The organism is Pseudoramibacter alactolyticus ATCC 23263, assembly GCF_000185505.1.
Lineage (GTDB): Bacteria > Bacillota > Clostridia > Eubacteriales > Eubacteriaceae > Pseudoramibacter > Pseudoramibacter alactolyticus.
The window spans coordinates 1,539,618-1,563,980 of sequence record NZ_GL622359.1 but is presented as its reverse complement, the minus strand read 5'-3'; the positions used below and the strand labels follow the sequence as shown (position 1 = coordinate 1,563,980).

General features: G+C 53.3%; 23 protein-coding genes and 1 riboswitch. Of the genes, 16 read left to right on the top strand and 7 right to left on the bottom strand.

What is annotated here, in order from left to right:
* Positions 1-5: 5 nt before the first annotated feature.
* Positions 6-204, bottom strand: a riboswitch (cobalamin riboswitch).
* Between the two features lie 25 nt (positions 205-229).
* Positions 230-508: a hypothetical protein gene (locus HMPREF0721_RS07500; RefSeq protein WP_006599071.1), complete on the top strand. Its 279-nt coding sequence runs from the start codon at positions 230-232 to the stop codon at positions 506-508.
* Positions 509-594: 86 nt separating this feature from the next.
* Here the strand turns inward: HMPREF0721_RS07500 and HMPREF0721_RS07495 are convergent, their stop codons facing one another.
* From HMPREF0721_RS07495 to HMPREF0721_RS07480, 4 genes are read right to left on the bottom strand one after another with little or no spacing between them, the layout of a single operon-like run.
* Positions 595-1,728: a metal ABC transporter permease gene (locus HMPREF0721_RS07495; protein WP_006599070.1), complete on the bottom strand. Its 1,134-nt coding sequence runs from the start codon at positions 1,726-1,728 to the stop codon at positions 595-597.
* Entirely contained in the window at positions 1,725-2,606 is an 882-nt protein-coding gene (locus HMPREF0721_RS07490) for a metal ABC transporter permease (protein WP_006599069.1), read from the bottom strand. The genes HMPREF0721_RS07495 and HMPREF0721_RS07490 overlap by 4 nt, the downstream gene beginning before the upstream one ends.
* Positions 2,593-3,324 (bottom strand): metal ABC transporter ATP-binding protein, encoded by a 732-nt coding sequence (locus HMPREF0721_RS07485; protein ID WP_040639982.1) that lies wholly within the window; start codon positions 3,322-3,324, stop codon positions 2,593-2,595. Before HMPREF0721_RS07485 ends, HMPREF0721_RS07490 begins: the two co-directional genes overlap by 14 nt.
* Before the next feature lie 45 nt (positions 3,325-3,369).
* The gene (locus tag HMPREF0721_RS07480; RefSeq protein ID WP_006599067.1) at positions 3,370-4,305 is read right to left on the bottom strand and encodes a metal ABC transporter solute-binding protein, Zn/Mn family; all 936 of its coding nucleotides are present in this window, start codon (positions 4,303-4,305) and stop codon (positions 3,370-3,372) included.
* 220 nt (positions 4,306-4,525) lie between these two features.
* Between HMPREF0721_RS07480 and HMPREF0721_RS07475 the strand changes: the two genes are divergently transcribed.
* Together HMPREF0721_RS07475 and HMPREF0721_RS07470 are read left to right on the top strand one after the other, a co-directional pair.
* Complete coding sequence (locus HMPREF0721_RS07475) at positions 4,526-6,049, top strand: chitobiase/beta-hexosaminidase C-terminal domain-containing protein (RefSeq protein WP_006599066.1); 1,524 nt, start codon at positions 4,526-4,528, stop codon at positions 6,047-6,049.
* A 37-nt stretch (positions 6,050-6,086) separates the two neighbouring features.
* The gene (locus HMPREF0721_RS07470) at positions 6,087-6,848 is read left to right on the top strand and encodes a formate/nitrite transporter family protein (RefSeq protein WP_006599065.1); all 762 of its coding nucleotides are present in this window, start codon (positions 6,087-6,089) and stop codon (positions 6,846-6,848) included.
* Positions 6,849-6,951: 103 nt separating this feature from the next.
* On the opposite strand, the gene HMPREF0721_RS07465 is transcribed toward HMPREF0721_RS07470, so the two are convergent.
* The gene (locus HMPREF0721_RS07465) at positions 6,952-7,575 is read right to left on the bottom strand and encodes a hypothetical protein (RefSeq protein WP_006599064.1); all 624 of its coding nucleotides are present in this window, start codon (positions 7,573-7,575) and stop codon (positions 6,952-6,954) included.
* A 210-nt stretch (positions 7,576-7,785) separates the two neighbouring features.
* On the opposite strand from HMPREF0721_RS07465, the gene HMPREF0721_RS07460 reads away from it, so the two are divergent.
* Positions 7,786-9,549: a helix-turn-helix domain-containing protein gene (locus HMPREF0721_RS07460; protein ID WP_006599063.1), complete on the top strand. Its 1,764-nt coding sequence runs from the start codon at positions 7,786-7,788 to the stop codon at positions 9,547-9,549.
* Positions 9,550-9,603: 54 nt separating this feature from the next.
* Here the strand turns inward: HMPREF0721_RS07460 and HMPREF0721_RS07455 are convergent, their stop codons facing one another.
* Both HMPREF0721_RS07455 and mutY read right to left on the bottom strand, forming a co-directional pair.
* Positions 9,604-12,372, bottom strand: coding sequence for a UPF0182 family membrane protein (locus tag HMPREF0721_RS07455; RefSeq protein ID WP_006599062.1), 2,769 nt, complete (start codon positions 12,370-12,372; stop codon positions 9,604-9,606).
* Between the two features lie 157 nt (positions 12,373-12,529).
* A complete protein-coding gene (gene mutY, locus HMPREF0721_RS07450; RefSeq protein WP_083798156.1) occupies positions 12,530-13,624 on the bottom strand; it encodes an A/G-specific adenine glycosylase in 1,095 nt (364 codons plus the stop codon).
* 367 nt (positions 13,625-13,991) lie between these two features.
* On the opposite strand from mutY, the gene HMPREF0721_RS07445 reads away from it, so the two are divergent.
* The 12 genes from HMPREF0721_RS07445 to HMPREF0721_RS07390 all read left to right on the top strand — a co-directional run bounded on the left by HMPREF0721_RS07445 (position 13,992) and on the right by HMPREF0721_RS07390 (position 24,363).
* Positions 13,992-14,579, top strand: coding sequence for an ANTAR domain-containing response regulator (locus tag HMPREF0721_RS07445; RefSeq protein ID WP_040639981.1), 588 nt, complete (start codon positions 13,992-13,994; stop codon positions 14,577-14,579).
* Position 14,580: 1 nt separating this feature from the next.
* Positions 14,581-15,999: a sensor histidine kinase gene (locus HMPREF0721_RS07440; RefSeq protein ID WP_006599059.1), complete on the top strand. Its 1,419-nt coding sequence runs from the start codon at positions 14,581-14,583 to the stop codon at positions 15,997-15,999.
* 159 nt (positions 16,000-16,158) lie between these two features.
* Positions 16,159-17,610: an ethanolamine ammonia-lyase reactivating factor EutA gene (locus HMPREF0721_RS07435; protein WP_006599057.1), complete on the top strand. Its 1,452-nt coding sequence runs from the start codon at positions 16,159-16,161 to the stop codon at positions 17,608-17,610.
* Positions 17,611-17,638: 28 nt separating this feature from the next.
* Positions 17,639-19,006, top strand: coding sequence for an ethanolamine ammonia-lyase subunit EutB (locus HMPREF0721_RS07430; RefSeq protein WP_006599056.1), 1,368 nt, complete (start codon positions 17,639-17,641; stop codon positions 19,004-19,006).
* A 15-nt stretch (positions 19,007-19,021) separates the two neighbouring features.
* Positions 19,022-19,918, top strand: coding sequence for an ethanolamine ammonia-lyase subunit EutC (gene eutC / locus HMPREF0721_RS07425; RefSeq protein ID WP_242821889.1), 897 nt, complete (start codon positions 19,022-19,024; stop codon positions 19,916-19,918).
* Positions 19,919-19,928: 10 nt separating this feature from the next.
* Positions 19,929-20,579, top strand: coding sequence for an ethanolamine utilization microcompartment protein EutL (gene eutL, locus HMPREF0721_RS07420; RefSeq protein ID WP_006599054.1), 651 nt, complete (start codon positions 19,929-19,931; stop codon positions 20,577-20,579).
* A 24-nt stretch (positions 20,580-20,603) separates the two neighbouring features.
* Positions 20,604-20,975, top strand: coding sequence for a hypothetical protein (locus HMPREF0721_RS12720; RefSeq protein ID WP_006599053.1), 372 nt, complete (start codon positions 20,604-20,606; stop codon positions 20,973-20,975).
* A complete protein-coding gene (locus HMPREF0721_RS07410) occupies positions 20,923-22,074 on the top strand; it encodes an aldehyde dehydrogenase family protein (RefSeq protein ID WP_341349322.1) in 1,152 nt (383 codons plus the stop codon). Before HMPREF0721_RS12720 ends, HMPREF0721_RS07410 begins: the two co-directional genes overlap by 53 nt.
* A 33-nt stretch (positions 22,075-22,107) precedes the next feature.
* Positions 22,108-22,437, top strand: a complete 330-nt coding sequence (locus tag HMPREF0721_RS07405) for a BMC domain-containing protein (RefSeq protein WP_006599051.1) — start codon at positions 22,108-22,110, stop codon at positions 22,435-22,437.
* Positions 22,437-22,724 (top strand): BMC domain-containing protein, encoded by a 288-nt coding sequence (locus HMPREF0721_RS07400; RefSeq protein WP_006599050.1) that lies wholly within the window; start codon positions 22,437-22,439, stop codon positions 22,722-22,724. The genes HMPREF0721_RS07405 and HMPREF0721_RS07400 overlap by 1 nt, the downstream gene beginning before the upstream one ends.
* Before the next feature lie 19 nt (positions 22,725-22,743).
* Positions 22,744-23,550: a cob(I)yrinic acid a,c-diamide adenosyltransferase gene (locus tag HMPREF0721_RS07395; protein WP_006599049.1), complete on the top strand. Its 807-nt coding sequence runs from the start codon at positions 22,744-22,746 to the stop codon at positions 23,548-23,550.
* 15 nt (positions 23,551-23,565) lie between these two features.
* The gene (locus HMPREF0721_RS07390) at positions 23,566-24,363 is read left to right on the top strand and encodes a hypothetical protein (protein ID WP_006599048.1); all 798 of its coding nucleotides are present in this window, start codon (positions 23,566-23,568) and stop codon (positions 24,361-24,363) included.

Here is a 24,363-nt window from a genome sequence, read left to right as displayed (position 1 = left end):
TCATCCATGCATCATCATTCAAGGCAGGTCTCCTGACTGACAGCCGGCGCTATGCACGCCAGGTCCGCCCCTTCCCGCCGGCGATGTGCTGTCGGCAGTGGTTCGCAGCGGATCTCAACTGATCACAGTGATGGGTTCGCTCGGGATTCACACCCGATTCCCTATTCTCCCCGTTGCCGGGGCACCTTCAATGCTTTTTTCATTATAGAACAAGCGCGTGGCGGAAACAATGTCAAATTATGCGCTGTTTTTAGAAAAAGTGGAAATTCCGGATTTGAATTTGACGGGAGAGACGGCAGACGAAAACGAAAGAGCATTTTTTAACCGCATTCAGAGAAAAAATAGCAAAAGGGAAAAGCGCGTCGGGCGGAGCGCAGGCGCACGAAAAAACGGCAATAAAAAATGCCAGTGTAGGCGCACCGGCGGAAGTAATAAATCAGCAACATTCAATTCATACTTCAATTTAAATTTTACGACAGACCTGAAAGCTTTTCAAGCAGTTTCATAATGAAAATGCGCACATATATTTTAGGTTAAGAAAAAAATAAACGCATTAACGGTTATTGAAAAGCGGCGATTTGCCTTTTGAAGGGATCAGAGATTCTGCCGGAGCCTGCGGTATCGGCAGAGTCCCTTTGGCGTCAGCAGATATTGCTGGTTCTGGACAGTCAGCAGACCGTCGGCCGCGAGGATGCCGGCGTGGCGTTCGATCATCGACGGCTGCCAATGCAAATGATGTTTGATCGTCAGGACCCCGTTTTCGCGGAAGGCGTCGGGGGTGCCCATATGATTGCCGATGTGTATCGTCAATAAATCAAGATAAAAGCGGCGGCGCTGTTTTCGCCTGCGAAGCAGGGTGGTGACCAGACCGTCCTTGTGGAGGAAGAAGGTCAGCAGGGTGGTGCCGCCGGCCACGGCGGCGGTCATGCCGGAGACAGATACATTCGCCGCGAGGGCCAGCAGATAACCGATGATCGTATTGGCTGAGGCATAAAGCACGCTGATGAGAAGCATCTGCCGGAGATCCTTGCTGAGCATGTAGGCGCTGGCATTGGGCGCGATCAAAAAGCTGACGACCAGGATGGCCCCAACCGCGTCAAAGGCGATGACGGCCGTCAGGGAAGAGAGGGTCATCAAGGCATAAAATAAAAAGGGAGAGGAAAAGCCGAGGGTGATGGCAAACTCCCGGTCAAAGGCCGTTAGCTTGAGCTCTTTAAAAAAGATCAGGATAAAGGCCAGGTTGACACAAAAAATCAGCCCCATGGCGATCAGCGATTTGGGCAGTGAATAGCCCAGCACGGTTATTCGGTACAGGGGTGCCATGATGACCTCCCCCATGAGCACCATGTCCGTGTCGAGGTGGACGTTGCGGGCATATTTTGTGATGAGGATTACTGCGAACGCAAAGAACAAAGGGAAGACGATGCCTACGGCGTCGTGATTGCGGATCAGGCCGGTTTTGGAAAGCTGCTCCACGGCCATCACGGTTAACACGCCGAAAACGGCGGCCCCGATGACAAGCCACGGCGAGCGCAGATCGTGCACCGCAAAAAAAGCCAGCACAATGCCCAGCAGGACCGAATGAGAGATGGCGTCGGATACCATCGAGAGGTGCCTGAGGACCAAAAAAGAGCCAATGAGTGCACAGGTGACGGCAGTGAGCCAGAGAACCCACAGGGCTTCGTTGGCCATCAAAAAATCTTTTAATAGGGTGATGGCGGTCATCATCGGTAGCGCCTCCTGATTCTGAATCGGGCAAGGCCGCCCCGGGGCCCGAAGACCAAAGAGATCAACGCCATCAGGCTCATCACCACGATAATCACGGGTCCGGTGGACATGCCATTGCATATCGTCGATATATAAGTGCCGATGAGCGAAGAAATCCCGCCCGAAAGGGCGGCGATGATCATCACGCGGTCGAAGCGGCTGCTCCACTGCAGGGCGATGATGGCCGGAATGACAAGCAGCGAAGCAATCAAGATTGCGCCGATCAGTTTTAATCCCGTGGCGATCACGCTCAGGGTCATCAGCACGGTTATCCCTGAGATAATTCCGGAAGGCAGGCCGATGACGGCAGCATATTCGCGGTCGAAAATAGAAACCTTTATTTCTTTATAAAACAGGAGCAATAGCAGCAAGATTCCCGCAGCAACGGCAAAGATGACTTTGATATCGCCGCGCATGATGAATGCGGCCTGCCCGAAAATATAATTTTGAAGTCCTGCCTGGGAAGCCCGGCCATAACGGGAATTGCCCTGGATATAGCTTTTGAGAACCATGCCCATGCCAAAAAAGGCGGAAAGCACGACGGCCAGAATCGCATCGAGATCAAGCTTGGAATGTGTGTTCAGCAATTGAATAAGCAAGTATGCGACGGCACCGGTAAAGAGGGCGCCCAGGAGCAGCACGGCGGGACTGCGCTGCAACGCCAGCATAAAAGCGAAAACCACACCGGGAAAGGTGGCATGGCCGATGGCATCCCCGATGAGAGATTCGCCCTTGAGAACATTGATGCAGCCAACGGCACCGGCGGCCGCCGCGAGCAGAGAGGTTCCCAGGGCCACGACGATAAAGGCATAACTGGTTAAAACATTAACGTTGAGCACAGGATCCTCCCACCATCATCGCCCGCTCGAGGTTGGCCGGCGTCAAGACATCGCTCACAGGCCCTTGGGCGATAACGTTTCGGTTAAGAATGACGACGTGGTCAAAATAATCCGCCAGGGTGTTTAAATCATGATGAACGACAATGGTGGTGCGTCCCTCCTTTTGCAGGGTTTTAATGAAATCAATGATGATACCCTCGGTTTTTTTGTCGACGCCGGCCAGGGGCTCATCCATTAAATAAATGCCGGCATCCTGGGCGATGGCCCGGGCGATAAACACGCGCTGCCGCTGGCCGCCGCTGAGCTGCGCAATTTGTCGATGCCGAAGATCCGTGAGGCCCATTATTTCAATGGCCCGGGAGGCGGCCTGTCGGTCCCGGCGGCCGGGCCTTCGGATCCAGCCGATGCGGTTGTAGCGTCCCATCAAAACGACGTCCAAAACATTGGTGGGGAAATGCCAGTTGACTGTGCCGGTCTGCGGGATATAGGCGATTTTTTTCAATGCTTTTTTGACTGGCAGACCGTCGATCAACACCTTGCCCGATAAAGGACGCTGAAGTCCCAAAATGCCCCTGAGCAAGGTGGACTTTCCGGCGCCGTTAGGCCCGATGATGGCCGTCCGAGATCCGGCCGGAATCTGAATGTCCACATCCCAGAGGACCGGCGCATCGTGGTAGGCCATGGTCATATCTTCAATGGTGACGATGCTGTTGTTCATCGCATTTCCTTTCATTATCAAGTCAAGGCCGTTCAAAGCCGCCGGTTATTTCAGGTAGCGGACTATTAAATCTACATTGTGGCGGTACATGCTCACATAAGTATCGCCCGCCTGTCCCTTGGGGGCCAGAGAATCGGAGAAGAGCTGTTCGCCCTCAGACTTGGCCATTTTCACATCAAAACCTTTGGCCCTGCAGGCTTCTCTGAGCTTTTCCATCCGGGCAGGATCGGTGGTGGACTCGGCAAAGATGGCTTTGATGCGGTGGGCAACGATAAAATCGGCGGTGTCCTCAATATCTTTGTTGGCCACCTCGCTGTCTGTGCTGACGCCCTGGGGCGCGCGAACAGGAATGGCATAGCGTCTCGAGAAATAATTAAAGGCATCATGCGGCGTGATAAGATAACGCTGTGATTTTGGAATTTGTGCGAGTTTCGCTTTATTTTCCTTGTCGAGGGCCGTTAGCGTTTTGAGATAGGCATCCCGATTTTTTTCGATTTGCGCCTTCTTTTCTGGCATGGTTTTGATCAAGGCGCCGGCGGCGTTTGAAGTCGCTTCTTTATAAAGGTCAATGTCGAACCAGAAATGGGGATCCTGAACGCGCTTTCCTCCTTCTTCCATGCTGCCGATTTTTTCGCGGTCGAAGGTTTTGCTCACGGCATAGCCTTTTTCCTTGAGCGCATCCTGCATTTTTCCCTCAAAGTGAAGCCCGTGGTAAAGAACTAAGTCCGCGCTTTGAATTTTCCGAAGGTCCTCCGATTTGGCGACATACAGATGCGGATCTTCTCCGGCGGGAATAATAAGCTTGAGGCGGACATTCTCACCAGCGAGATGTTCAACCATATCGTACAAAAAGGAGGTCGTGACAGTAACCGTCTTTTTCGACCGATGCTCGTTGCGTTGATGATTTTTTTCGGATATTCCGCAGGCGGCGACAGCTAAAAGAGTGATGCTGATCGCACAGATGGCTAATAACTTTTTCATGAAAACCTCCAAATAAAAAATATTAAGTTAGAAATAACTAACATCATTCTGATTGTACGATAGGGTTATCAAATTGTCAACCGTCAAATCAAAAACGTCCCAAAAAACGACAAAGGTTAAAAGGCACGGCCAGATCGAACGGATTTTAAATGCTTTCTTAAATGGCAAAAAAGAACTTGTGCTATAATAAAATAAATTAAATCAAGAATGGAGAGAAAAAATGTTCTGCAGACATTGTGGGAAACCGATCATCGCAACTGATCGTTTTTGTAAGCATTGCGGCAGTCCCAACGCATTATTTCATGCCGACGAGTCGGCGCCGTCTGATCTGGATCGCGATCAGGGGAAGGCGCTCGATCTGTCGGAAGCTGAAGCGGCTGTGCGTCCGGCACCCAGGGAAGGAAACACAGCCGCCGGGAAACGTCGCTGGCGAAAAAGGGTGAGCGCACGGCAGGTGTCGGGGCCCCGGTCCGGCGACGAGGAAGCAAAGCCTGAGCAAAAGATTGTGCCGCCGGTTAAAAAGAAAAAGCCGAATCTGAAGGCTATTGCTGTGGTGGCGGGACTGATTTTGGTGGCAGCTGCGGCCGGCGGCTTGTTTTTATGGTTGCAAAACAACCAATACACACATGCGATGCGTGCCGGTGACAGTTATCTGGATGCGGCCAAATACAAAAACGCGAAAGCAAGTTATGCCCAGGCGTCCCGGATTAAAGCGCGCAAGCCCGACGGTTATGAAGGACAGGCCGCGGCAGATATTGGTCTGGGTCAATATCCGAGTGCGAAAAAACAGCTTAACGCGGCAGTCAAACACGAAAGCACCACCTATGGCAAGGCGCTGTGGGCGGCTCTTGAGGCTCGGACAAACCGCAAGCGGGCAGCTGTGGCTAAGCTCAATCAGGTGGCAGAAGCCGATGACATCAACCGACGTGCCGGTGTGACTGCCGGAGACGCGGCCAAACGCCTGGGGAAATACAACACGGGGATCAAGATTGTCAATAAGGCCTTGAAAAACGTGACATCTAAAAAAGATAAAAAATATTTGTATGACACCTTGATCGATCTTTATGTGGCGGCCAATAAGAGCAATGACGCCATCAGCGATTTGCTGGATCGTGCCGCAAAAGCCACCGGCGACACAAGTTATATCGATCGCCGGGAAACACTGCTGGTGGGCAAGCCGGTCTTTAAAGACGCGTCCGGCACTTTTAACGCCGGATTTAAACTGAGCATCAAAGCCGGGAAATCCGGAGAGACCATTTATTACACGACCAATGGGGACGCGCCAACCAAGGCATCCGCGCGCTACACCGGGGCCATTATGCTGCCGCCGGAAAATACGACGGTGATCCGTGCGGTGGAATACAATAGCAGCGGCCGCAAAAGCCGGACGGTCAAAGGTGTTTATACCATTCGGGCTCTGTCCGCGCCGAAGGCCCAGACCTGGAAGGATGTGGAAGACGTGAACGGGATGGATGCCAAGAGCTTCAGCTGGAACAAAGTTTCCGGCGCAACGGGCTACGACACAAGCATCACCCTGCTGCAGCCGGGTACATCCAAGGTGATCCAGGGCGAAAACCGGGAAGCCGACAGCACCGCGGTGACCGTTACGACGAGTGATGCCGGTTATATGCTTAAAGGAAAGGTGCGGGCCTACATCGAAATTGACGGCACGCGATATTATTCGGCGTGGAGCAACGAAGTCAGCGCCGACAACGGTTATGAGGCGACGCTCAGTCATCCGTAAAAAGGCGGGCATTGCAAGCAATTGAAGGAGGAACACCATGTTTACGGAGACCTATGACGCGACAGCTCGTACCGCCGCGGGAAAAGTCCAGTTTTTAAAAAAGAATCCGTTGGGCTATTGGATCATGGCGATGATGGCGGGGATTTACATCGGGATCGGGGTGCTGCTGAGTTTTACCATCGGCAGCCAGCTGGCCGGCGCATCTTATACAAAAACGGTGATGGGCCTTGCTTTCGGGGTGGCGCTGAGTTTGGTGGTCATTGCTGGCGCAGAACTTTTCACCGGGAATAATCTCGTGATGTCCGCGGGGCTTCTGCAGAAAAAAGTGACCTTGGCGGAAGTCATTCGCCTTTGGATCATCTGCTGGGCGGGGAATTTGGCAGGCTCCTTTCTGTTGGCGCTGATTTATCGCGCGACAGGCCTGGGAACCGGCGTCGTGGCGGCCTTTATGGCGGGCGGCGCCCTGGCAAAAATGAGCGCCGGTTTTGTGCCGCTTTTGATGCGGGGCATTTTGTGCAATATGTTGGTCTGCCTGGCCGTGTGGTGCGGCACAAAATGTCAGTCGGAATCCGGCAAGCTCATCATGATTTTCTGGTGTTTATTCGCCTTTATCACCACCGGCTTTGAACACAGCGTGGCCAATATGACCCTGCTGAGCGTCGCGATGTTCAATCCGGCCGGCGCGGCGGTTACCTGGTCCGGTTATTGGTTTAATTTGGGCGTGGTGACGCTGGGAAATATGATCGGCGGCATCGTTTTGGTGGCCGTGCCCTATTTTGCGGCATCCTTTAAAAAATAAAACGGTATTACCCGGGAAATAGCAAGGCAATCAAAAAAGGCTGTGTCACTTCACAGCCTTTTTTAGGTGTCGCGATTCGGATGGTCGCCGCGGTCGGAGTTAATCAGAGGTTTTTAACAGCGTTTTGGAAGCCGCCGAGCATCGCATCGAGTATTTGATCGTCTGCGTCGTTGAATTTCCATTTGTCTTTAACCTTTTTCATTTTGATCGTCACGGTTTTGCTGGTGAAGGTTTTATCCTTGGCCGCTTGGTCGACATCGGTTTTCAGAATGTCGAAGGTCTTTGCCATTATGGCCTTCTCGTCGGAGGCAACGGCAGGATTTGCCGCCGCGTAACTCATAAGATCTTTGTACCATTTGGGAACAACCTTATTCATGTCCACATTGGTCATCTTGACACGGAGGGTCACGTTATTGTCGTCGACTTTCTTGGATGAGAGAATTTTGTAGTCGAAATGGCCAAGCATGGCCTTCATGATTTGCTGAGCGGCATCTTTTGAGCCGAAAATTTTATCGGCATCGTCGTAAAAGCTGTTTTTGCCGCCGATCTTGCTGATTTTTTTGATATCTGCCGATTTCATAGCCGACAAAGTTTTGTCCAGCGAGGCCTTGGCCTCGGCCTCGGGATCGGGACCGCAGCCGGTTAGAGAGAAGATCAAGACCAAGGCGAGCAGCAGTCCGGCCAGGACGCGCCAGGTTATTGGGGCGGTTGTTTTCTTTTGCATCATGGTGGGTCATTCCTTTCTTAATTTCTTAATTTGGATTTCTTGAACGACGGAACGCAAACCTTTTGTGCGACCGCATATCGGAGATAGCGATCCTGTTCATTCTATTGTATAATGAAAACGTGAAAAAGAAAGATGTGCCAAAGGACTGTCAATGACAAGTATTTGGCACAGACGGCAGCGCCGGGGAAGCAACCGTGGAAAGGATAAGTCATGTTCAGCGAGAGACTCAATCAACTTATGGCCGCGCTCGGGACGAATAACTCCGAACTGGCAAGATACGCGGGATTCGACCGCACCAATATCAGCCGAATGCGCAGCGGGACCAGGGTGCCAAAAGCTACGAGTGCCAGCTTGTCTAAATTGGTGCAGGGGATCGGCCAATTGGCCAGAGATCAGGGGAAGCGGGCACTGTTGGTTTCCGTAACAGATCAGGACGAGGCGGCAGATTTCGAACAGGGTCTTGCGGATTGGCTGCTTGAAGGGGAAGAAATCTCCCGGAATCAGGTGCCATCCACTGGAACGGCAGGCCCCTTTTATCATTTCGGCGAAAAGTTGGATGCCATTATGGGGCTGGTGGAGATGACCAATGTGAAGCTAAGCCAGAAACTGAATGTGGATGCGTCGCTGATCAGTCGGTTTCGCTCCGGAGCGCGTTCGCCAAAATCCAATTCGGCACTGGCGGGACGGCTGTGTCATCTGCTTTACGGCCGGGTGATAACCATGGGCCGGCAAGCCGCCCTGGCTCGGCTGATGGGGGTGACAGTGCCGGAGGCGGACGAAGGCCATTTTTCCCGCTGGCTTTGTGATTTTGACACCTTTGAAGCGGATTGGGCGGCGGCGGCAGACCGGTTATTAACGGCCTTTGATGCGGATCTTTCCGAAGCCGGAGAGGGACAAATGCCGCCGCTGGACGCGGTGATGCCCGCTGTTGCGGACGGCGCCCAGCCGACGTTTTATATCGGGGCATCAGGATTTCGGGCGGCGGTTCTTTGCTTTTTGAGGACGGCCCTTTACCGAAACGCTAAAAGGCTTTGGCTGTATTCCGATCAGCCGATGGATTGGCTGGTGTCGGATTCGGCCTTCCACACAAAGTGGACCGCGTTGATGCGGGCCTGTGTCAAAAGGGGCACGCGTATCCGAATGATCCACAGCATCGACCGGGGTCTTAACGAGATGCAGGCCGCCATTCGCAGCTGGCTGCCCCTTTATATGTCCGGGATGATGGAGCCTTATTACCGCACCCGTTCCGGGGACGGCGCCTTTTCCCACACTTTCTTTTATTGTCCGGGCGTCGCCGCGGTCACGGCTTGCCATGTGGCAGGCTGCGAGGCGACAGGTCTCTATCATTATCACGAGGAGGCGTCAAGCCTTGTATCCGTCGAACGGGCCTATCGCGGGCTATTCGCACAAGCGAAACCATTGATGCGCATCGGCGAGACGGCGGCGTGTCCGATGCCGGAAAGCGGGGTGACGGTGATCCAAAGCGGGCCGTCGCTGGCGACCATGCCGGAGGATTTGGCCGCAAGCTTTGGCTCGGAGGCGTTGATGGCGGCATGGCGAAAGCAGCAAAAGCATTACGCGCATTGGCTTCAGGCAGGCTATGTCTGCGAGTATTGGCCTTGGCCGTCCGATGCGGCGGTTGCGGCCGGACAAATACGGGTGGCGGCGCCGTTAAACGGTGAATCGATGGTTTATTACGCCGTCACAATACGAGGCACATCTGCGTCATCTGAAAGCATTCTTCAAGGCCCATGCCAACTATTATTTGTATATCCTGCCGGCGTTGCCCTTTCGCCGGGTGAAACTGGTGATCGGCTCGGACACGACGCTGGTGATGCGTCAGTCGCCGCCATTGGTGACTTTTCAGCTCAATCATCCGGCAATGTGCCGGGCGTTTCAGGCCTATGCCTATCAGATGGAAGCGCATGCGCATCCTTTTGCCGCCGAAAAATGGGGATGAAATTGCATAGATAAAAAATAAATAAAGATCCCATGCGACATGGCCGCCGCATGGGATTTTTTCCGGATTTATTTGGCTTGTTCGGAAAGCTTGGCCAGCACCGATTTCAGCGCTTTGATTTTTTCGCCGTAGGTGGCCCAGTCGCCAGCCTGCTGGGCTTTGATGGCCTCGCCGTACAGGGTGTTGGCCTGATTCACCAGCGTTTTGATGCTCTGGCTTTGTTTGCCGGACTGGCTTTGCGTTTCGGTGGCCGTCGGGGTGCCGGCCGCCGCATTTGTGTCGAATATTTTGGCCAGGGCGTCATCGAGGGTGCCGGCCATTACGATTTTGTTTTGGTAGCAGACGATCACCTCTTTGACCTCCGGCAGGTTGTTGTCGCCGGAATCCGCCTGGATATAAATGGGCTTGACATAGATCAGGCCCTGCTCGATGGGGATCATCAGCAAGTTTCCCCGCATCACATTGGAGCCCTGCTGTCCCAGCAGGGTGAGCTGCGGGCTGATGGTGGTGTCCTGGTCGATGCGCTGCTCCACCTGCATCGGGCCGTATACCAGGCTGGATTTGGGGAATTGATAGAGCAGCAGCCGGCCGTAGTCATCCCCGTCGGAGACACCGGCGAGCCAGGCGATGGCGTTGTCTTTATTGCGCGGCGTGAAGGGTTTGGTCAGCATGAATTCGGTCTTCCGGCCGGGCAGCTTCATGATTTGATAATTGGAGCCGATGGCCTGCTCGGTTTTGCTGGTGCCATAAAATTGATGGGCGGCGCTCCAGGCGTCTTCTTTGTTGTAGAACACCTGGGGATTGGTCATGTGATAGGTGGCGTAGATTTTGGCCTGCACGTCGAAAACCGTTTTGGAATAGCGCAAGTGCGCGCGCAGCCCCCGGGGCATCTGATGCATGCTTTTGACGAGCCCCGGAAAGATTTTGGCATAGGTGTTCAGAACCGGTTCGTCGGCCACCTGGTAGAAAGTCACGTCGCCATTGTAAGCATCGACCACCACCTTCACCGGATTTTTAAGGTAATTATGGCCGGCGTCGTCATAGGGCTTGGCGTAGGGATAGCGGTCGCTTTTCACAAAGGCGTCGGCAATCCAATACAGGCGGCCGCCCACGATGGTCATATAGGGATCGTTGTTATAGGCCAGGAAGGGCGCGATGGTTTTGATGCGGTCCATGACGTTCCGATGGATCAGAATGCGGCTGTTGCCCGAGATTTCAGAAGAAAAGAGTATTTCCGGCGAGCGCTCGTAAAGGGCGAAGGCCAGCCGGTTAAAGAAGTTCAGCCGGATGCCGGCCCGGCCGGTGTAACGCGTTTCGGCGTTGTTGTCGCCCTTGGGATAGTCGAACTCTTTGGAGGCCGCGTTCACCACGCAGTATTCGTAGTGCCCCTCGCCGAAATAAATCCGCGGCTGGGCGATTTTGAGCGCGGCGGCGCGGCTTTGGGGCGGGATGTTTTTGACCGTGAGCTCCGGCTGGCCGACTTCGTTGACCTTGTTGGCCGGCGACACGGCCATACCGAAGCCGTGGGTGTATTTCAGATGCTGGTTGACCCAGGTCTTGGCGTCGCTTGCAAGGGCGCCCGTGTCCATTTCCCGCTCGCCCACGAAAACCTCGGTGAGACTGCCGGCGATGGGATAGCGGTCCACATCGACATCGTCGAATTTGTAATAATTGCGAATGCCCTGCAGCGAGTTGTACATATCCCGGGTGGGCTTTTGGTCGTTGATAGGAATGTTGGCGATGGTGGTGCGATTGTTCTGAATATCGGCGGCGGTGATTTTTTGGGTGGGCGCGTATTCTTTGACGGTCACGTCGCCAAGGCCGTAGGCATCCCGGGTGGCCTGGATATTTTTCTCAATATAGGGTTTTTCGCGGTTGTATTGGTTGGGCACAACCGCGGCGTATTCATAAACACTTTGAGTGATGCCGCCGAGGATCATCACGGCGATGAGCACGACGGGGCCGACTGCCAGGCGGCGCAGCTGCCCCTTTCGGCCGTGGATGACAGAAAACACGGCGAAGAAGAGACAGAGCATGATGCCGATGACAAGCACCGGCCGGCCGACGGCGATGTCGGAAGCGCCGGCGCCGAAGACCATGCCGGTCCCGCCGTAAACCATTTCAAACAGACGGATAAGCAGGCCGAGGGCGGCGAGTAAAAAGAAAATGCCCGCAAAGCGTCCGAGCTGATCCGCGACGAGGTTCAGGAAGGATTTGCCGGCGCGCTGCAGCGCGTCGCCGAGAGCCGGGCCGGGCCGCCAAGCGCCGGGATCCAGATCGCTGTCGCGGTAGAGCGCATAGAGGATGTAAAGCAGGGTGAAAAGTGCAAGGACGGCGAAGCAGCTCAGCAAAACGGTGTGCAGCGCTTTGAGCATCGGCAGCGTGAAGAAATAAAAGGAGAGGTCCAGCCCGTAAAGGGGGTCGGTCTTGCCAAAGCCGGAGGAATGGGTGGAGAGCAGCCATTCATTCCAGGTGCCGGCGGCCACCTTCTGTGCGATGAAAAGCGCGACCAGGACCATCACCAGCCGCAGCCCCAGCCGCTCGGAACGCTGGAGCACCCGAGGCGATCTTCGGGTATACCGGTCGGCCAGCGCCCGCAGATAGCGCAGATAGAAATGCAGGATCACCAGCAGGATCGCAAAGACAGGGGTGCCGATGGCCAGCTTGGTCAAAAGTTCCTTCCAAAAAACATTGAGATAGCCCATTTGGCGGAACCAGAGAAAGTCGACGTAAAACCGGTCGCCGGCCATCAGCAGGCCGAGGACGATCAGGATGATGAGCAAAATCGCACCGGCGATTTTGCGGTTGGGGTTTAATCGGGATAGACGGGATTTCATGGGAGACCTCTTTTCATCAAATATGCGGCAGGGCCGCAAAGAACATTTAAAATTCGATATTTTTAAATATTATACGCCAATACCCGGGGTTTTGAAAGCAAAATCAAAGCGCCAAAATCGACGCGATAAAAAACGCCCGCTCAGCGGGCGCGCGATGTCACGATTGTTCGAGCAGCGGCAGCAGTTTGGAAAAGGCCGTGGGCAGGGCGTAGGTTCGGTGCAAGGCGTTGCGGTCGGCGGCGACGCAGCCGTCGGGGAAGGCGCCGACCGTGTAGCGATAAACGCGCATGCGCCAGGTGCGGTGGGTGAAGACGTGCTTGGCCTCGCCGAGATAATGCCCCTGCATCGGCCGGTTCAGCTGCGCGCTGAGAGCGGCGTCCAGGGGGGCGGCGTTGTCATTCGCTTCGACAATGGGCAGGCCCCACAGCCCGGCGAGAAGGCCTTTCGCCGGGCGTTTTTCAATCAACAGGCGGCCGCGCCTATCGGTGACGAGGCCTACGGCCACATTGAGGATGCGGTGGCGGACTCTTTTGGTTTTAACGGGCAGGGATTCGGTGCGGCCGGCCGCCAGTGCCCGGCAATGATCGCGCCAGGGGCAGAGCAGGCAGGCAGGGGCATTTGGCGTGCACACCAGCGCGCCGAGCTCCATCAGGGCTTCATTAAAGTCGCCGGGGGCTTCTTCGGGCATTAAATCCGTGACGACGGCGCCGATTCTCTTTTTGGCGTCGCTGCCCGCGATGTCGATGGACCAGTCGGCCAGTCGGGTGATGACCCGCATAACGTTGCCGTCCACCGCGGCAACCGGCAAGTCGAAGGCGATGGACGCGATGGCGCCGGCGGTGTAGGGCCCGATGCCGGGAAGGGAGAGAATATCGGCGTAGGCCGCCGGGAAACGGCCGTTAAAATTGCTTTGGATGGTCTGGGCAGCCTTGCGCAGGTTGCGCGCCCGGGAATAATAGCCCAGGCCCTCCCAGGTTTTGAGCACAGCATCTTCTTCGGCGGCGGCTAAAGCCGCGACATCTGGAAATTGATGGATAAAACGCTCGTAATAGGGAAGCAGGGTGTCAATCTGTGTTTGCTGGGCCATGATCTCGGAGATCCAGATGGCATAAGGATCTTTGCGGCCCTGCCCGTCGGCATGGCGGAAGGGCAGGTTGCGCTTGTTTTCGGCAAACCAGGTAAGGAGTGCTTTGGCGATGGAAGCGCGCTCAGGCGCGTCAAAAATTTCAGAAGTACGGGAGACGGTGGACATGTTAATTTCCTTGATTGTGAATGCGTGCGGTCGGTACAATTAAGAACGATTTTAGTTTAGCATAGATATAGGGATATGCATCTCAAAAAGTTGCAAATAAGCGCTGATAATCTTCAGAAAAATGGTTGACAAGAAAAGAGAGAGATGGTAAACTATTACATGTAAATTACAGACCTAACATATGAAAATAACAATACAGACGTTGCGGCGATTTGCGAAAGATGACAATTAAATAAATGATTGAGTGATGTAGCCCTTTCAAATGATTTACAGCGATACTGCTGTAATGCAACTTGAAAGGGCTTTTTTGCTAAAGTTTAAAGATGGATTTGCTTGCTACAAAAGCAAAAACAAAAGGGGAAAAGTCATGGATCGATTAAAAAAGGCATCGCTTGTTATCGCGGATGACGAACCAATTTTACGGATGGATTTACGGGAAATGCTGGAGGATCAGGGCTACGAAGTGGTCGGTGAAGCGCCGGACGGTTTTGATGCCATTGAAATTTGTCGGAAGACACATCCAGATTTGGTTTTTCTCGATATCAAAATGCCGATTGTAGGCGGCTTGGAGGCGGCCAAGGTCATTAATGAAGGGCACCTTGCCGATGCCATTATTATGCTGACAGCATTTACATCGCTTAATTATGTAGAGCAAGCCAAACAAAACGGTGTTTGGGGATATTTGGTAAAACCCATTTCAGAAGGGGATCTGATGCCGGCGATAGAAATTGCCCTGCGACGAAGTCAGGAAATTAAACAGTTGAATCGGAAAATTCAGAAGGTGGAAAATCGTCTGAAACATCGGATTCAAATTGAACGAGCCAAAGGATATTTAATGGATAAAGGAAAATGCTCAGAAGATAAAGCATATCATATCATTAGACAATTGAGTCGCGAAAAGAATGTTCCTATGGAACAGGTGGCCTCAGTAATTTTGCAGCGGGTGTCGATCTGATATGAAATTGGAATCACTGTTGCGCCGGCATACGACATTGACAAATGATGATATTAAACTGCTGGTTTCCGTTGAGAATTTATTGCAGTCCATTGCGAACATGACGGAATGCGACGTCTTTATTGACTGTTTAACGAAAGATCATAGCGTTTTAGTAGTGGCCATGGCGGTACCGGAGACGGCGCCAAGTGCTTATTCTTCGACCGTAGTGGGACAATATGCTTTGGCGAAGGATGAACCCGGGGTTGACCTCACTTTTAAAACCGGAATGGCGACGCGCAAGATGAGAGGAGTTACCCAGGAAGGGAATCCGGTGGTTCAGTCAGTCGAACCGATTTACAACCAGTCGCGGCTCATCGGGGTGCTGATACAAGAACAGCGCTTTCAAAAATCAATGGAATCCGAAAACGTATTAGGCTTTGATGGTTTGGATCAATTTATCCCGCAGGCAGAACCGGCATCATTTGCCGGCTATAAAGATTCCCTTTATCTAACAAAATACATTGAAGAAGGATTGCTCATTGTCGATGAAAAGGGAAGAATTCGCTTTTGTAATCAATATGCGGCTGATATTTATCGGAGTTTTGGATTTGGTGAACATTTGACGGGACAAAGCTATCGCGATTTTTGTCTGGTGAATTGGGATCCGTCGACATCGGAAAAAGTTACCAGCCAAGAGGTAGAGATCAGCAATAAGTATTTCATTATCCGCCATATTCATTTGAACCTTGAAAGAGGGGGGGAGGCGGCGGTTCTTATTAAAGACGTGACAACAGAAAAAGAACAAGAGCGTGAACTGGCTTATAAAACGCTTGCGATGCAGGAGATTCACCATCGCGTTAAAAACAATCTCCAGATGGTCGCCTCCATTTTGCATTTGCAGGGAAGACGCAGCCGGAATACGCAGACCCGAGAAGCACTGAAAAAATGTGAATTGCGAATCATGTCCATTGCGGCGACCCATGAACTTTTGTCTAAAAGTGGTTTGAACGATGTTAAGATCAAACGGGTGCTTCAAAGCATTCGGCAGAATATTCTCAACGCGGTGGATCCGGAGTTGGAGCTAAAGATTGAAATTGAAGGTGACGATTTTGAATTGAGATCAGACAAGGCGACAAATATCGCACTTGTGGTTAATGAAATTCTGCAGAATTCGGTTAAACACGCTTTTGTCGGCAGGAGTCACGGGAAAATTAAAATCACCATCGTCTGTGATCAGACCATTTGTGGTCTGAACATTTGTGATGATGGATGCGGCTACGATGTCAATCAGCCGCATAAGGACAGTCTTGGCATATCCATCGTCAGTTCAATTATTTCAGATAAATTGCACGGTCAGGTGCAGGTTGATTCTGATGAAACGGGAACGCGAACCGCTATTTGCTGGCCGATAGAGACAACGGAAGAAACAAAAATCTAAATACAACCAAATCAGCCGATGCGGTGCAGCATCGACTGAGAATCCGAGACGATGCAGTCCGGGAAACGAAAGGTTATTTTTCGTATCCCGGATTTTTTTGTTGCCTTGCAGCGCTGCCAGAGGGAAGTTTCATGATAGCAAAGCAAAAAGAAAGCAGGGATGTTAACAAAGATGAGTATGGAAGAAAAGATCAAAAGTGTTGGCATTGATATCGGCACATCGACCACGCAGATGATCTTCAGTGAACTGACTATTTGCAATACGGCGGGCAGTTATGTTGTGCCGCGCATCCACATTGTCGACAAGCGGGTGGTTTATAGGTCGCCCATTTACTTTACGCCGCTCATAGGGGATGCGTTGATCGATACCGAGGCCATCGAAAAAATCCTGCGAAAAGAATATGCGAAAGCGGGCGTGGCGCCGGCGGATTTGCAAACGGGCGCGGTCATTATCACCGGGGATTCGGCGCGCAAGGAGAACGCAGACATCGTGCTCCAGGCATTGAGCGATATGGCCGGCAATTTTGTGGTTGCAACCGCGGGACCAAGTCTGGAATCCGTGCTTTCGGCAAAGGGTGCCGGGACGGATAACCTTTCTCGAAAAAAGCGAAAGGTGATGGCCAATATCGACATTGGCGGCGGGACGAGCAATATCGCCGTGTTTGACCGAGGAAAACTGATCGGAACGACTTGTTTGGATATCGGTGGGCGTTTGGTGCGGGTTGAAGGCGGCCGAATCACAGCTGTCTTTTCCAAAATTGCCGCGTTGGCCGAACGCCGGGGCATTCCTTTACACGTTGGGGAGCCGGCAGATCTGCAGCAGCTCGAAAGGCTTTGCGAAATCATGGCCGATCACTTGTTTCAAGCGATTAACCGTCAGACTCGCACGCCGAATCATGGCAGCCTTTACACGAATGACGGGGCGCCGCTGCCTCAGGTGCTCCACATGGATGCATTGACCCTTTCGGGAGGCGTGGCGGAGAACATGCGTAGGCTTAATGCCGGTGAAGCGTTAGACCCCTTTCTTTATGGAGATATCGGCGTCCTGCTGGCAAAGGCACTGAAGCATCGGTTTGAAAAAAGCGAAACGCCGGTTTGTGAAGCCCGGGAGACGATTCGGGCGACAGTGGTCGGCGCCGGCAGCCATACAGTGAATGTCAGCGGCAGTACGATTCATTACGAAGCAAATACGCTGCCCATCAAAAATATACCAGTCTTAAAAATTGGAGAGGAGGAAGCAACAGACCCCAAAAAGATCACGGAGACCATCCGTAACAAGCTGTCGCTGTTCGGAGATGGTGAAAGCCCTGTAGCTATTGGGCTGTTGGGGACGGCCTTTTCGACCTTCGCCGCGATTCAGACGTTGGCCGAAGCCATTGTCAATGGCGCGAAAGCCGTTATCGAAGGGCCTTCTCCCCTCATTGTCATTGTGGAAAATGACATTGGGAAGGCACTTGGCAATGCGATGGCGCTTCGAGTCAGGGCCGATAAGCCGATCATCTCGTTGGACGGGATTTATACCGCGGACGGCGATTATATCGATATCGGGGAACCGGTGGCTGGGGGACGGGTCTGCCCGGTGATCGTCAAAACCATTATTTTTAATACTTAAAATCAAAGAGATGTTTTGAGGAGGAAAAATGATTTTAAAAACGAAGTTATTCGGACACCATTATCAGTTTGGTTCCATCCGGGAGGTCATGGCCAAGGCCAATGAAGAAAAATCCGGAGACAAATTGGCAGGGATTGCGGCTGACTCGGCTGAAGAACGCGTTGCGGCTAAAGTCGTGCTTTCCCATTTGACACTGGAGGATTTGCGCAATTATCCAGCCGTCCCCTACGAAGAGGACGAGGTGACGCGCATTATTCAGGATGATATCAACGAGCGCATCTATAGCGAATTCAAGCACATGAGCGTCATGGAATTCCGGGAGTGGCTGCTCGATCAGCACACGACAGGAGACATGATCCGCCGGGCGTCCCGGGGGCTGACCAGCGAAATGATTTCGGCGGTGACCAAGCTTATGGGGAACCTCGACTTGATTTACGCTGCGAAGAAGATCCGGATCACGGCCCATTGCAATACCACGATCGGGCTGCCGGGAACCTTTTCGGCAAGACTGCAGCCCAACCACACCACGGACGACATCGACGGCATTATGGCGTCGACGATGGAAGGCTTCAGCTACGGGGTCGGCGATGCGGTGCTCGGCCTGAACCCGGTGGATGATTCTATGGAAAATATCGCCCGCATTATGAAGGCGTTTCACGAGTTTAAAGAAAAATGGAAAATTCCGACCCAATGCTCCGTGCTTGCGCATATTCAAACGCAAATGGGCGCGATTGAAAAGCTGCATGCGCCTGTGGATTTGCTTTTCCAATCCATTGCCGGCTCTCAAAAAGGGAATGAGGCTTTTGGCGTAACGATACAAATGCTCCAGGACGGCCGGGACCTGATGCGCGTTCAGGGGGAAAGCGTCGGCCCCAATTTCATGTATTTTGAAACCGGGCAGGGATCCGAGCTTTCGGCCGAAGCCAACAACGGCTGGGATCAGCTGACGATGGAAGCACGCTGTTATGGTCTGGCCAGACACTATGCCCCATTTCTTGTGAATACGGTGGTGGGATTCATCGGACCGGAATACCTTTACGATTCAAAGCAGGTTACCCGTGCCGGTCTTGAAGATCATTTTATGGGCAAGCTTTCGGGCATTCCCATGGGCTGCGACGCCTGCTATACGAATCATATGAAGGCGGATCAAAACGACATTGAAAACCTGGCAGCATTGCTCGTGGCGGCGGGCTGTAATTACGTGATGGGCGTTCCCCAGGGGGATGACTGCATGCTGATGTACCAATGCACGGGCTATCACGATACGCCGGCGCTGCGCGAAGCCTTTGGGCTGCGGCCGGTGCCGGCGTTTGACGCCTGGATGGAAAAGATGGGCTTTAGCAAAGACGGCAAGCTGACCGCGCTGGCCGGCGATGCATCCGTCTTTTGTGAATAAGGGGGTGAAATTGTGATTCAAGAAAGTGCCGTTAAGGATATTGTCAAACAAATTATTCAGGAAATGGATCTGGGAGCTGTTTTAAACGAAGCGCCTTTGCAGGAAGTGACGGAAGTGCAACCGACGGGCTGTGAAGCGGTTGAAGAAGGAGAAATTCCGGATGTGGCGGCTGTGGATCTGCGGCAGCAATACCTGATTGAAAATCCGCATAATGGCGAAGCTTATCTGGCGATTAAAAGCAAAGCACCCTGCCGGCTGGGCATTGGCAAGGCCGGCGCGCGCTACAAAACCGAACCGACACTGCAGTTCAGGGCGGCGCATTCCGCGGCGCAAGATGCCGTTTTTACCGATGTCGACGCGGATTTCATCGAAAAACAACTGGGATTTTTTACCGTGCAGTCCCGTTGTGAAAATAAAGACGTTTATTTGACCCGGCCGGATCTGGGACGGCAGCTTTCGGAAGAAGCGAAAAAAACCATTGCCGAAAAATGCAAGAAACATCCCAAAGTGCAGATCGTTATCGCGGATGGCCTGAGCTCAGCGGCCATCGAAGCGAATGCCGGCGAGGTTTATCCGGCGATTGTGCAGGGGCTTGAAAGTCAGGGGATTGATGTCGGCACACCGTTCTTCGTGAAATACGGCCGCGTCGCCATTATGGAAGAGATTGCCGAAATCGTGGAACCGGAAGCCATTTGCGTGCTCATCGGCGAACGCCCGGGACTCATTACCGCGCAGTCCATGTCGGCCTATATGGCTTATCACGCAGAAAAGAACATGCCCGAGGCGCGGCGCAATGTCGTTTCCAATATTCACAGGGAAGGGACGAACCCGGCCGAAGCCGGCGCCCATATTGCGGACGTCTTAAAAATGATGCTCGACCAGAAGAAGAGCGGCACGGATTTAAAGCTATAGGAGGCGCCCGATGAAGGGAGATATTTTACAGACTAAGGTGTTGGCTACCAAAATTATTCCGAATGTAGACGCGGGCCTCGCGGCTTCTTTAAACTTGCCGAAGCATCTGAAGGCCATCGCCCTTATCACGGCGGATTGCGACGACGTAACCTATACGGCACTGGATGAAGCGACGAAAAAGGCCGATGTCGAAGTGGTTTATGCCAAAAGCTTTTACGGCGGCGCGGACAACGCGAATACCAAACTGGCTGGAGAAATCATCGGCATTCTGGCCGGCCCGAATCCGGCGGAGGTAAAAAGCGGACTCGACGCTTGCGTCGACACGATCGAGAATGTGGCGCACTTTATCTCGGCCAACGAGGACGACAGTATCGTTTATTATGCCCACTGCATCTCGCGCACCGGCTCCTATCTTTCTGCCGGCGCCGGGATCCAGGAAGGAGAAGCCCTGGCCTATTTGATCGCGCCGCCGCTCGAGGCGATGTATGCGGTGGATGCGGCCATGAAAGCAGCCGACGTTTCGCTTTGCGAGCTTTATGCGCCGCCGTCCGAGACCAACTTTGGCGGGGCTTTGCTCACCGGCAGCCAATCGGCGTGCAAATCCGCGTGCGACGCCTTCGCCCGCGCTGTTGAATATGTGGCGGAGCGGCCGATTGATTAAATTTGAGAACACGAGGGAGAATCCATGCAATTATACGATAAAGATCTGTTGTCGGTGCAGGAGGTACGCAAGCTGTTAGAAAATGCCAAGCAGGCACAGCAAAAGCTTGCGGCGACGGATCAGCAAACCGCTGATAAAATTGTCAAAAGCATCGCGGAAGCCGGGGTGCGCAACGCGCGCCGTTTGGCTCAGATGGCTCATGAGGACACCGAGTTTGGCGTTGTCGACGACAAAGTTATTAAAAATATCTTCGCCAGCAGAGGCGTTTATGAATATATCAAAGATGCCAAAATGATGGGAGAAATCGACCGGGATCCGATACGCCGGGTGCGTGCCCGTCGGCGTGATCGCTGGTTTGGTGCCATCCACCAATCCGACCTCTACCGTGCTTTATAAATCGGAAATTGCCATCAAAGCGGGGAACGCGATTGTCTTTTCGCCCCATCCCAACGCCCTGCGTTGTATTTTAGAAACGGTTAAAGTCATTCGCCAGGCCATTGCGGAAGCCGGCGGTGACGAAAACCTGGTGTCGTGCATTTCCATTCCCACGATGCAGGCGACAGATACCCTGATGAAGCATCCCATCGTGTCCATGATTTTGGCAACGGGGGGCTCGGCGATGGTCCGTGCGGCGTATTCTTCCGGAACGCCGGCCATCGGTGTCGGGCCGGGAAACGGGCCGTGTTATATCGAGAAAACGGCGGATATTCAAGCGTCGGTAGCACAAATTATGGCCTCGGAAACTTTCGACAACGGCACCATTTGCGCTTCGGAACAATCGGTGGTCTGCGACGACGACATAGCAGCGGAAGTCCAGCGCGAGATGATCAAACAAGGCGCTTACTTTTTGGACGATCAGGAATACAAACAGCTCGGCCGCTTTATTCTCCGGGCTAACGGCACGATGAATCCGATGATAGTTGGGCGTTCGGCGCAGAAAATCGCGGAACTTGCCGGCTTGAGCATCCCGGAAGGAACCAAGGTGCTGGTGGCTAAAGAAGACGGCGTCGGCATCGGCCACCCCTATTCCAACGAGAAGCTCTGCCCGATTCTCGCCTTTTATACGGCAAAGGACTATCGTGCGGTTTGCAAACTGGCCCAGGAAATTCTGTATTACGAGGGCGCCGGGCATACTTTCAGCATTCACACGGAGGACGATGCCATTGTCGATTATTTTGCCGCCCGGGTGCCGGCGTCACGCATTATTGTGAATACGCCCAGCGCCTTAGGGGGCATCGGGGCGACCACAGGACTGATGCCATCGCTGACCTTGGGCTGCGGGGCCATTGGCGGCAGTGCCACCTCGGAAAATGTCGGACCGCAGAATCTCATCAACGTGCGCAAAGTGGCCTACGGCATTAGGGATCTGTCGGAGATTAAAGCAGAAGCGAAGCTGGCAGATCAAAAATGCCGGATCGTTAAAGATCAAGACATCAATCAGGAAACGGTGGCTAAAATCACGGCGGCCGTTCTCCGCCAGCTGAAGGCGCAGTAAACAGTATGAGAAATGATGAAAGAGGAGATAAAGATGAGTACTTCAGAAGCATTGGGCATGATCGAAACCAAAGGATATGTCGGGACCGTGGAAGCGTCGGATGCGATGGTCAAGGCGGCCAACGTCACGCTGATCGGTGTCGAAAAAATCGGCAGCGGGCTGGTGACCACGATGGTCCGCGGCGATGTGGGGGCGGTGAAGGCGGCGGTGGATGCCGGCGCGGCGGCGGCCGACAAGGTCGGGCAAATCGTTTCGGTCCACGTGATTCCGAGACCTCACACCGAGGTTGAACAAATTTTACCATTCTTTGATAAGAAAGCAGAACAGGCCCCTAAACAGGCATCTAAAGGAGGAACAAAATAATGGCAGTTAACGAAAAACAGGCACTCGGTATGATTGAAACCAAAGGATTTGTGGGCACTGTGGAAGCGTCGGATGCGATGGTCAAGGCGGCCAACGTCACGCTGATCGGTGTCGAAAAAATCGGCAGCGGGCTGGTGACCACGATGGTCCGCGGCGACGTGGGGGCGGTGAAGGCGGCGGTAGATGCCGGCGCGGCAGCAGCGGATAAAGTCGGGAATGTCGTTTCGGTTCATGTCATTCCGAGACCCCACGAAGAAGTCGAGCAAATCCTGCCAAGCCTTAAATAAAATCAGGAAGTGAACGGGAATGAAGGTTATTACGGAAGCATCGCTTCGAAGAATCATTCGAAGTGATGCGCGCCGGTTTGTCCTTGAAAAGGACAAAATCCTGTCGCCGGCTGCAAGAGAATTTCTGACAGATCGGAAAATTGCCATTGTTCAGGAGCGTACGGCCGGCAAACCGCCTGAAGAAGAGCGGCCGATCGTCTCGCCGGATGAACAAAAAAAGACGATGCCAAGGGCAGAAGAGGCGGCTACGGAAAAAGCCGCTTATATCGATTTTGAAAGCGGCGCTTTCTATACCCGAAAACCTGAACACATGACCCAGCTTTTCGGCAATCAACTGGTATCAAAAGACCATCCCAGAATTATATTTCGGGGCATGCTCGATGCGGTGCAGGCCGAGGTGATTCTGGTGCAGACAGAGATTATTAGTAAAAGGGGAAGCGAAAAGCTCGCCTCGGCGTTGGAGGAAGTCCTTCAGACGCTGCGGATGATGATGCGCTGTGACGTGCTCGACGAATCCTTCGAGAAGAAAACCATCCTGGGGTTAAACCACGACGAGATTCGGGAGCATTCTCACCATCCGATGCGCCATTACAACATTAAGCAGATGGTTCTGCCGGACAAGAGCCTTGGCGCCGACTATGCCAGGCTCAATCATTTGAGGACGGCGATCCGACGAACGGAAATTGCCGCGGTCTCGGCCTATCGGGAAGGGGGCGGGATGAATCGAAGTGACATTGTGGAAGGGCTTAATCGGCTGTCCAGCGTTTTGCACATCATCATGTGCCGTTATCTGGCAGGCTGGTATAATGATTCGCCGGCGGATTAGAGAAAGGAAGAAAGCATGGCAAAGGATAAATCTGCGGCACAATCAGAGCAGATGGAAAGGCTGATCGCTCAAATTGCCGAACGCGTGCAGGCGAGGCTTGTCGACATTCAAGAGCCGACGGCCGCTGAAGCATCCGGGCAGTCGGATACGCGTTGCGTTTGGGAATTGTGCGGGGCGACGGAATCCCTCCAGGCGGCATTGGCCGGGGATGCCGAACTGAATGCGGCATACCGTTTGGTTAGCGAAGCCTCGGATGCATCTCAGGGGTTGGTGGTCGCAGAACTGCCGCCGACGGATATGTGCCGCATTGTTGATGGGATTGGCGGGAGCGCGCTTGCCAATCGGGTGATCGATGCGCTTTTGTCTGGCAAGCCCGTCATCGTATTGAAGGAAGGGGTGGGCTTTATGACCTACCAGGCCAGCGCGCCGATTAATTTTTATCGTCATTTTGAAGAAACGTATCATCGACTGATGCAAAACGGCGTGACCGTCTGTGCGAAGAAGGATTTGCCGTCAGTTTTACTCGGTGGGGAACAGCCGACTTTTGAAAGCGACGTGATGCAAGCCTCCCGGGGCAAACGGGTATCGCCGGCACCGGAGAAAGAAGCAGCGCCGGCGGCCGACGAACCGGCAAAGGCCGCAGCAGAAGGCGAGATTATAATCGCGCGGCGCATTATTACAGAGCAGGCGGTCATTCCGTTGACAGAGCGGCGGGATATCCGCGCTGTTATCATCGCCCCGAATGCAATCGTGACAGATATGGCCGAAGAATTGCTGGAGGATCATCATATCGCCATCGTAAAACGGGGGTGA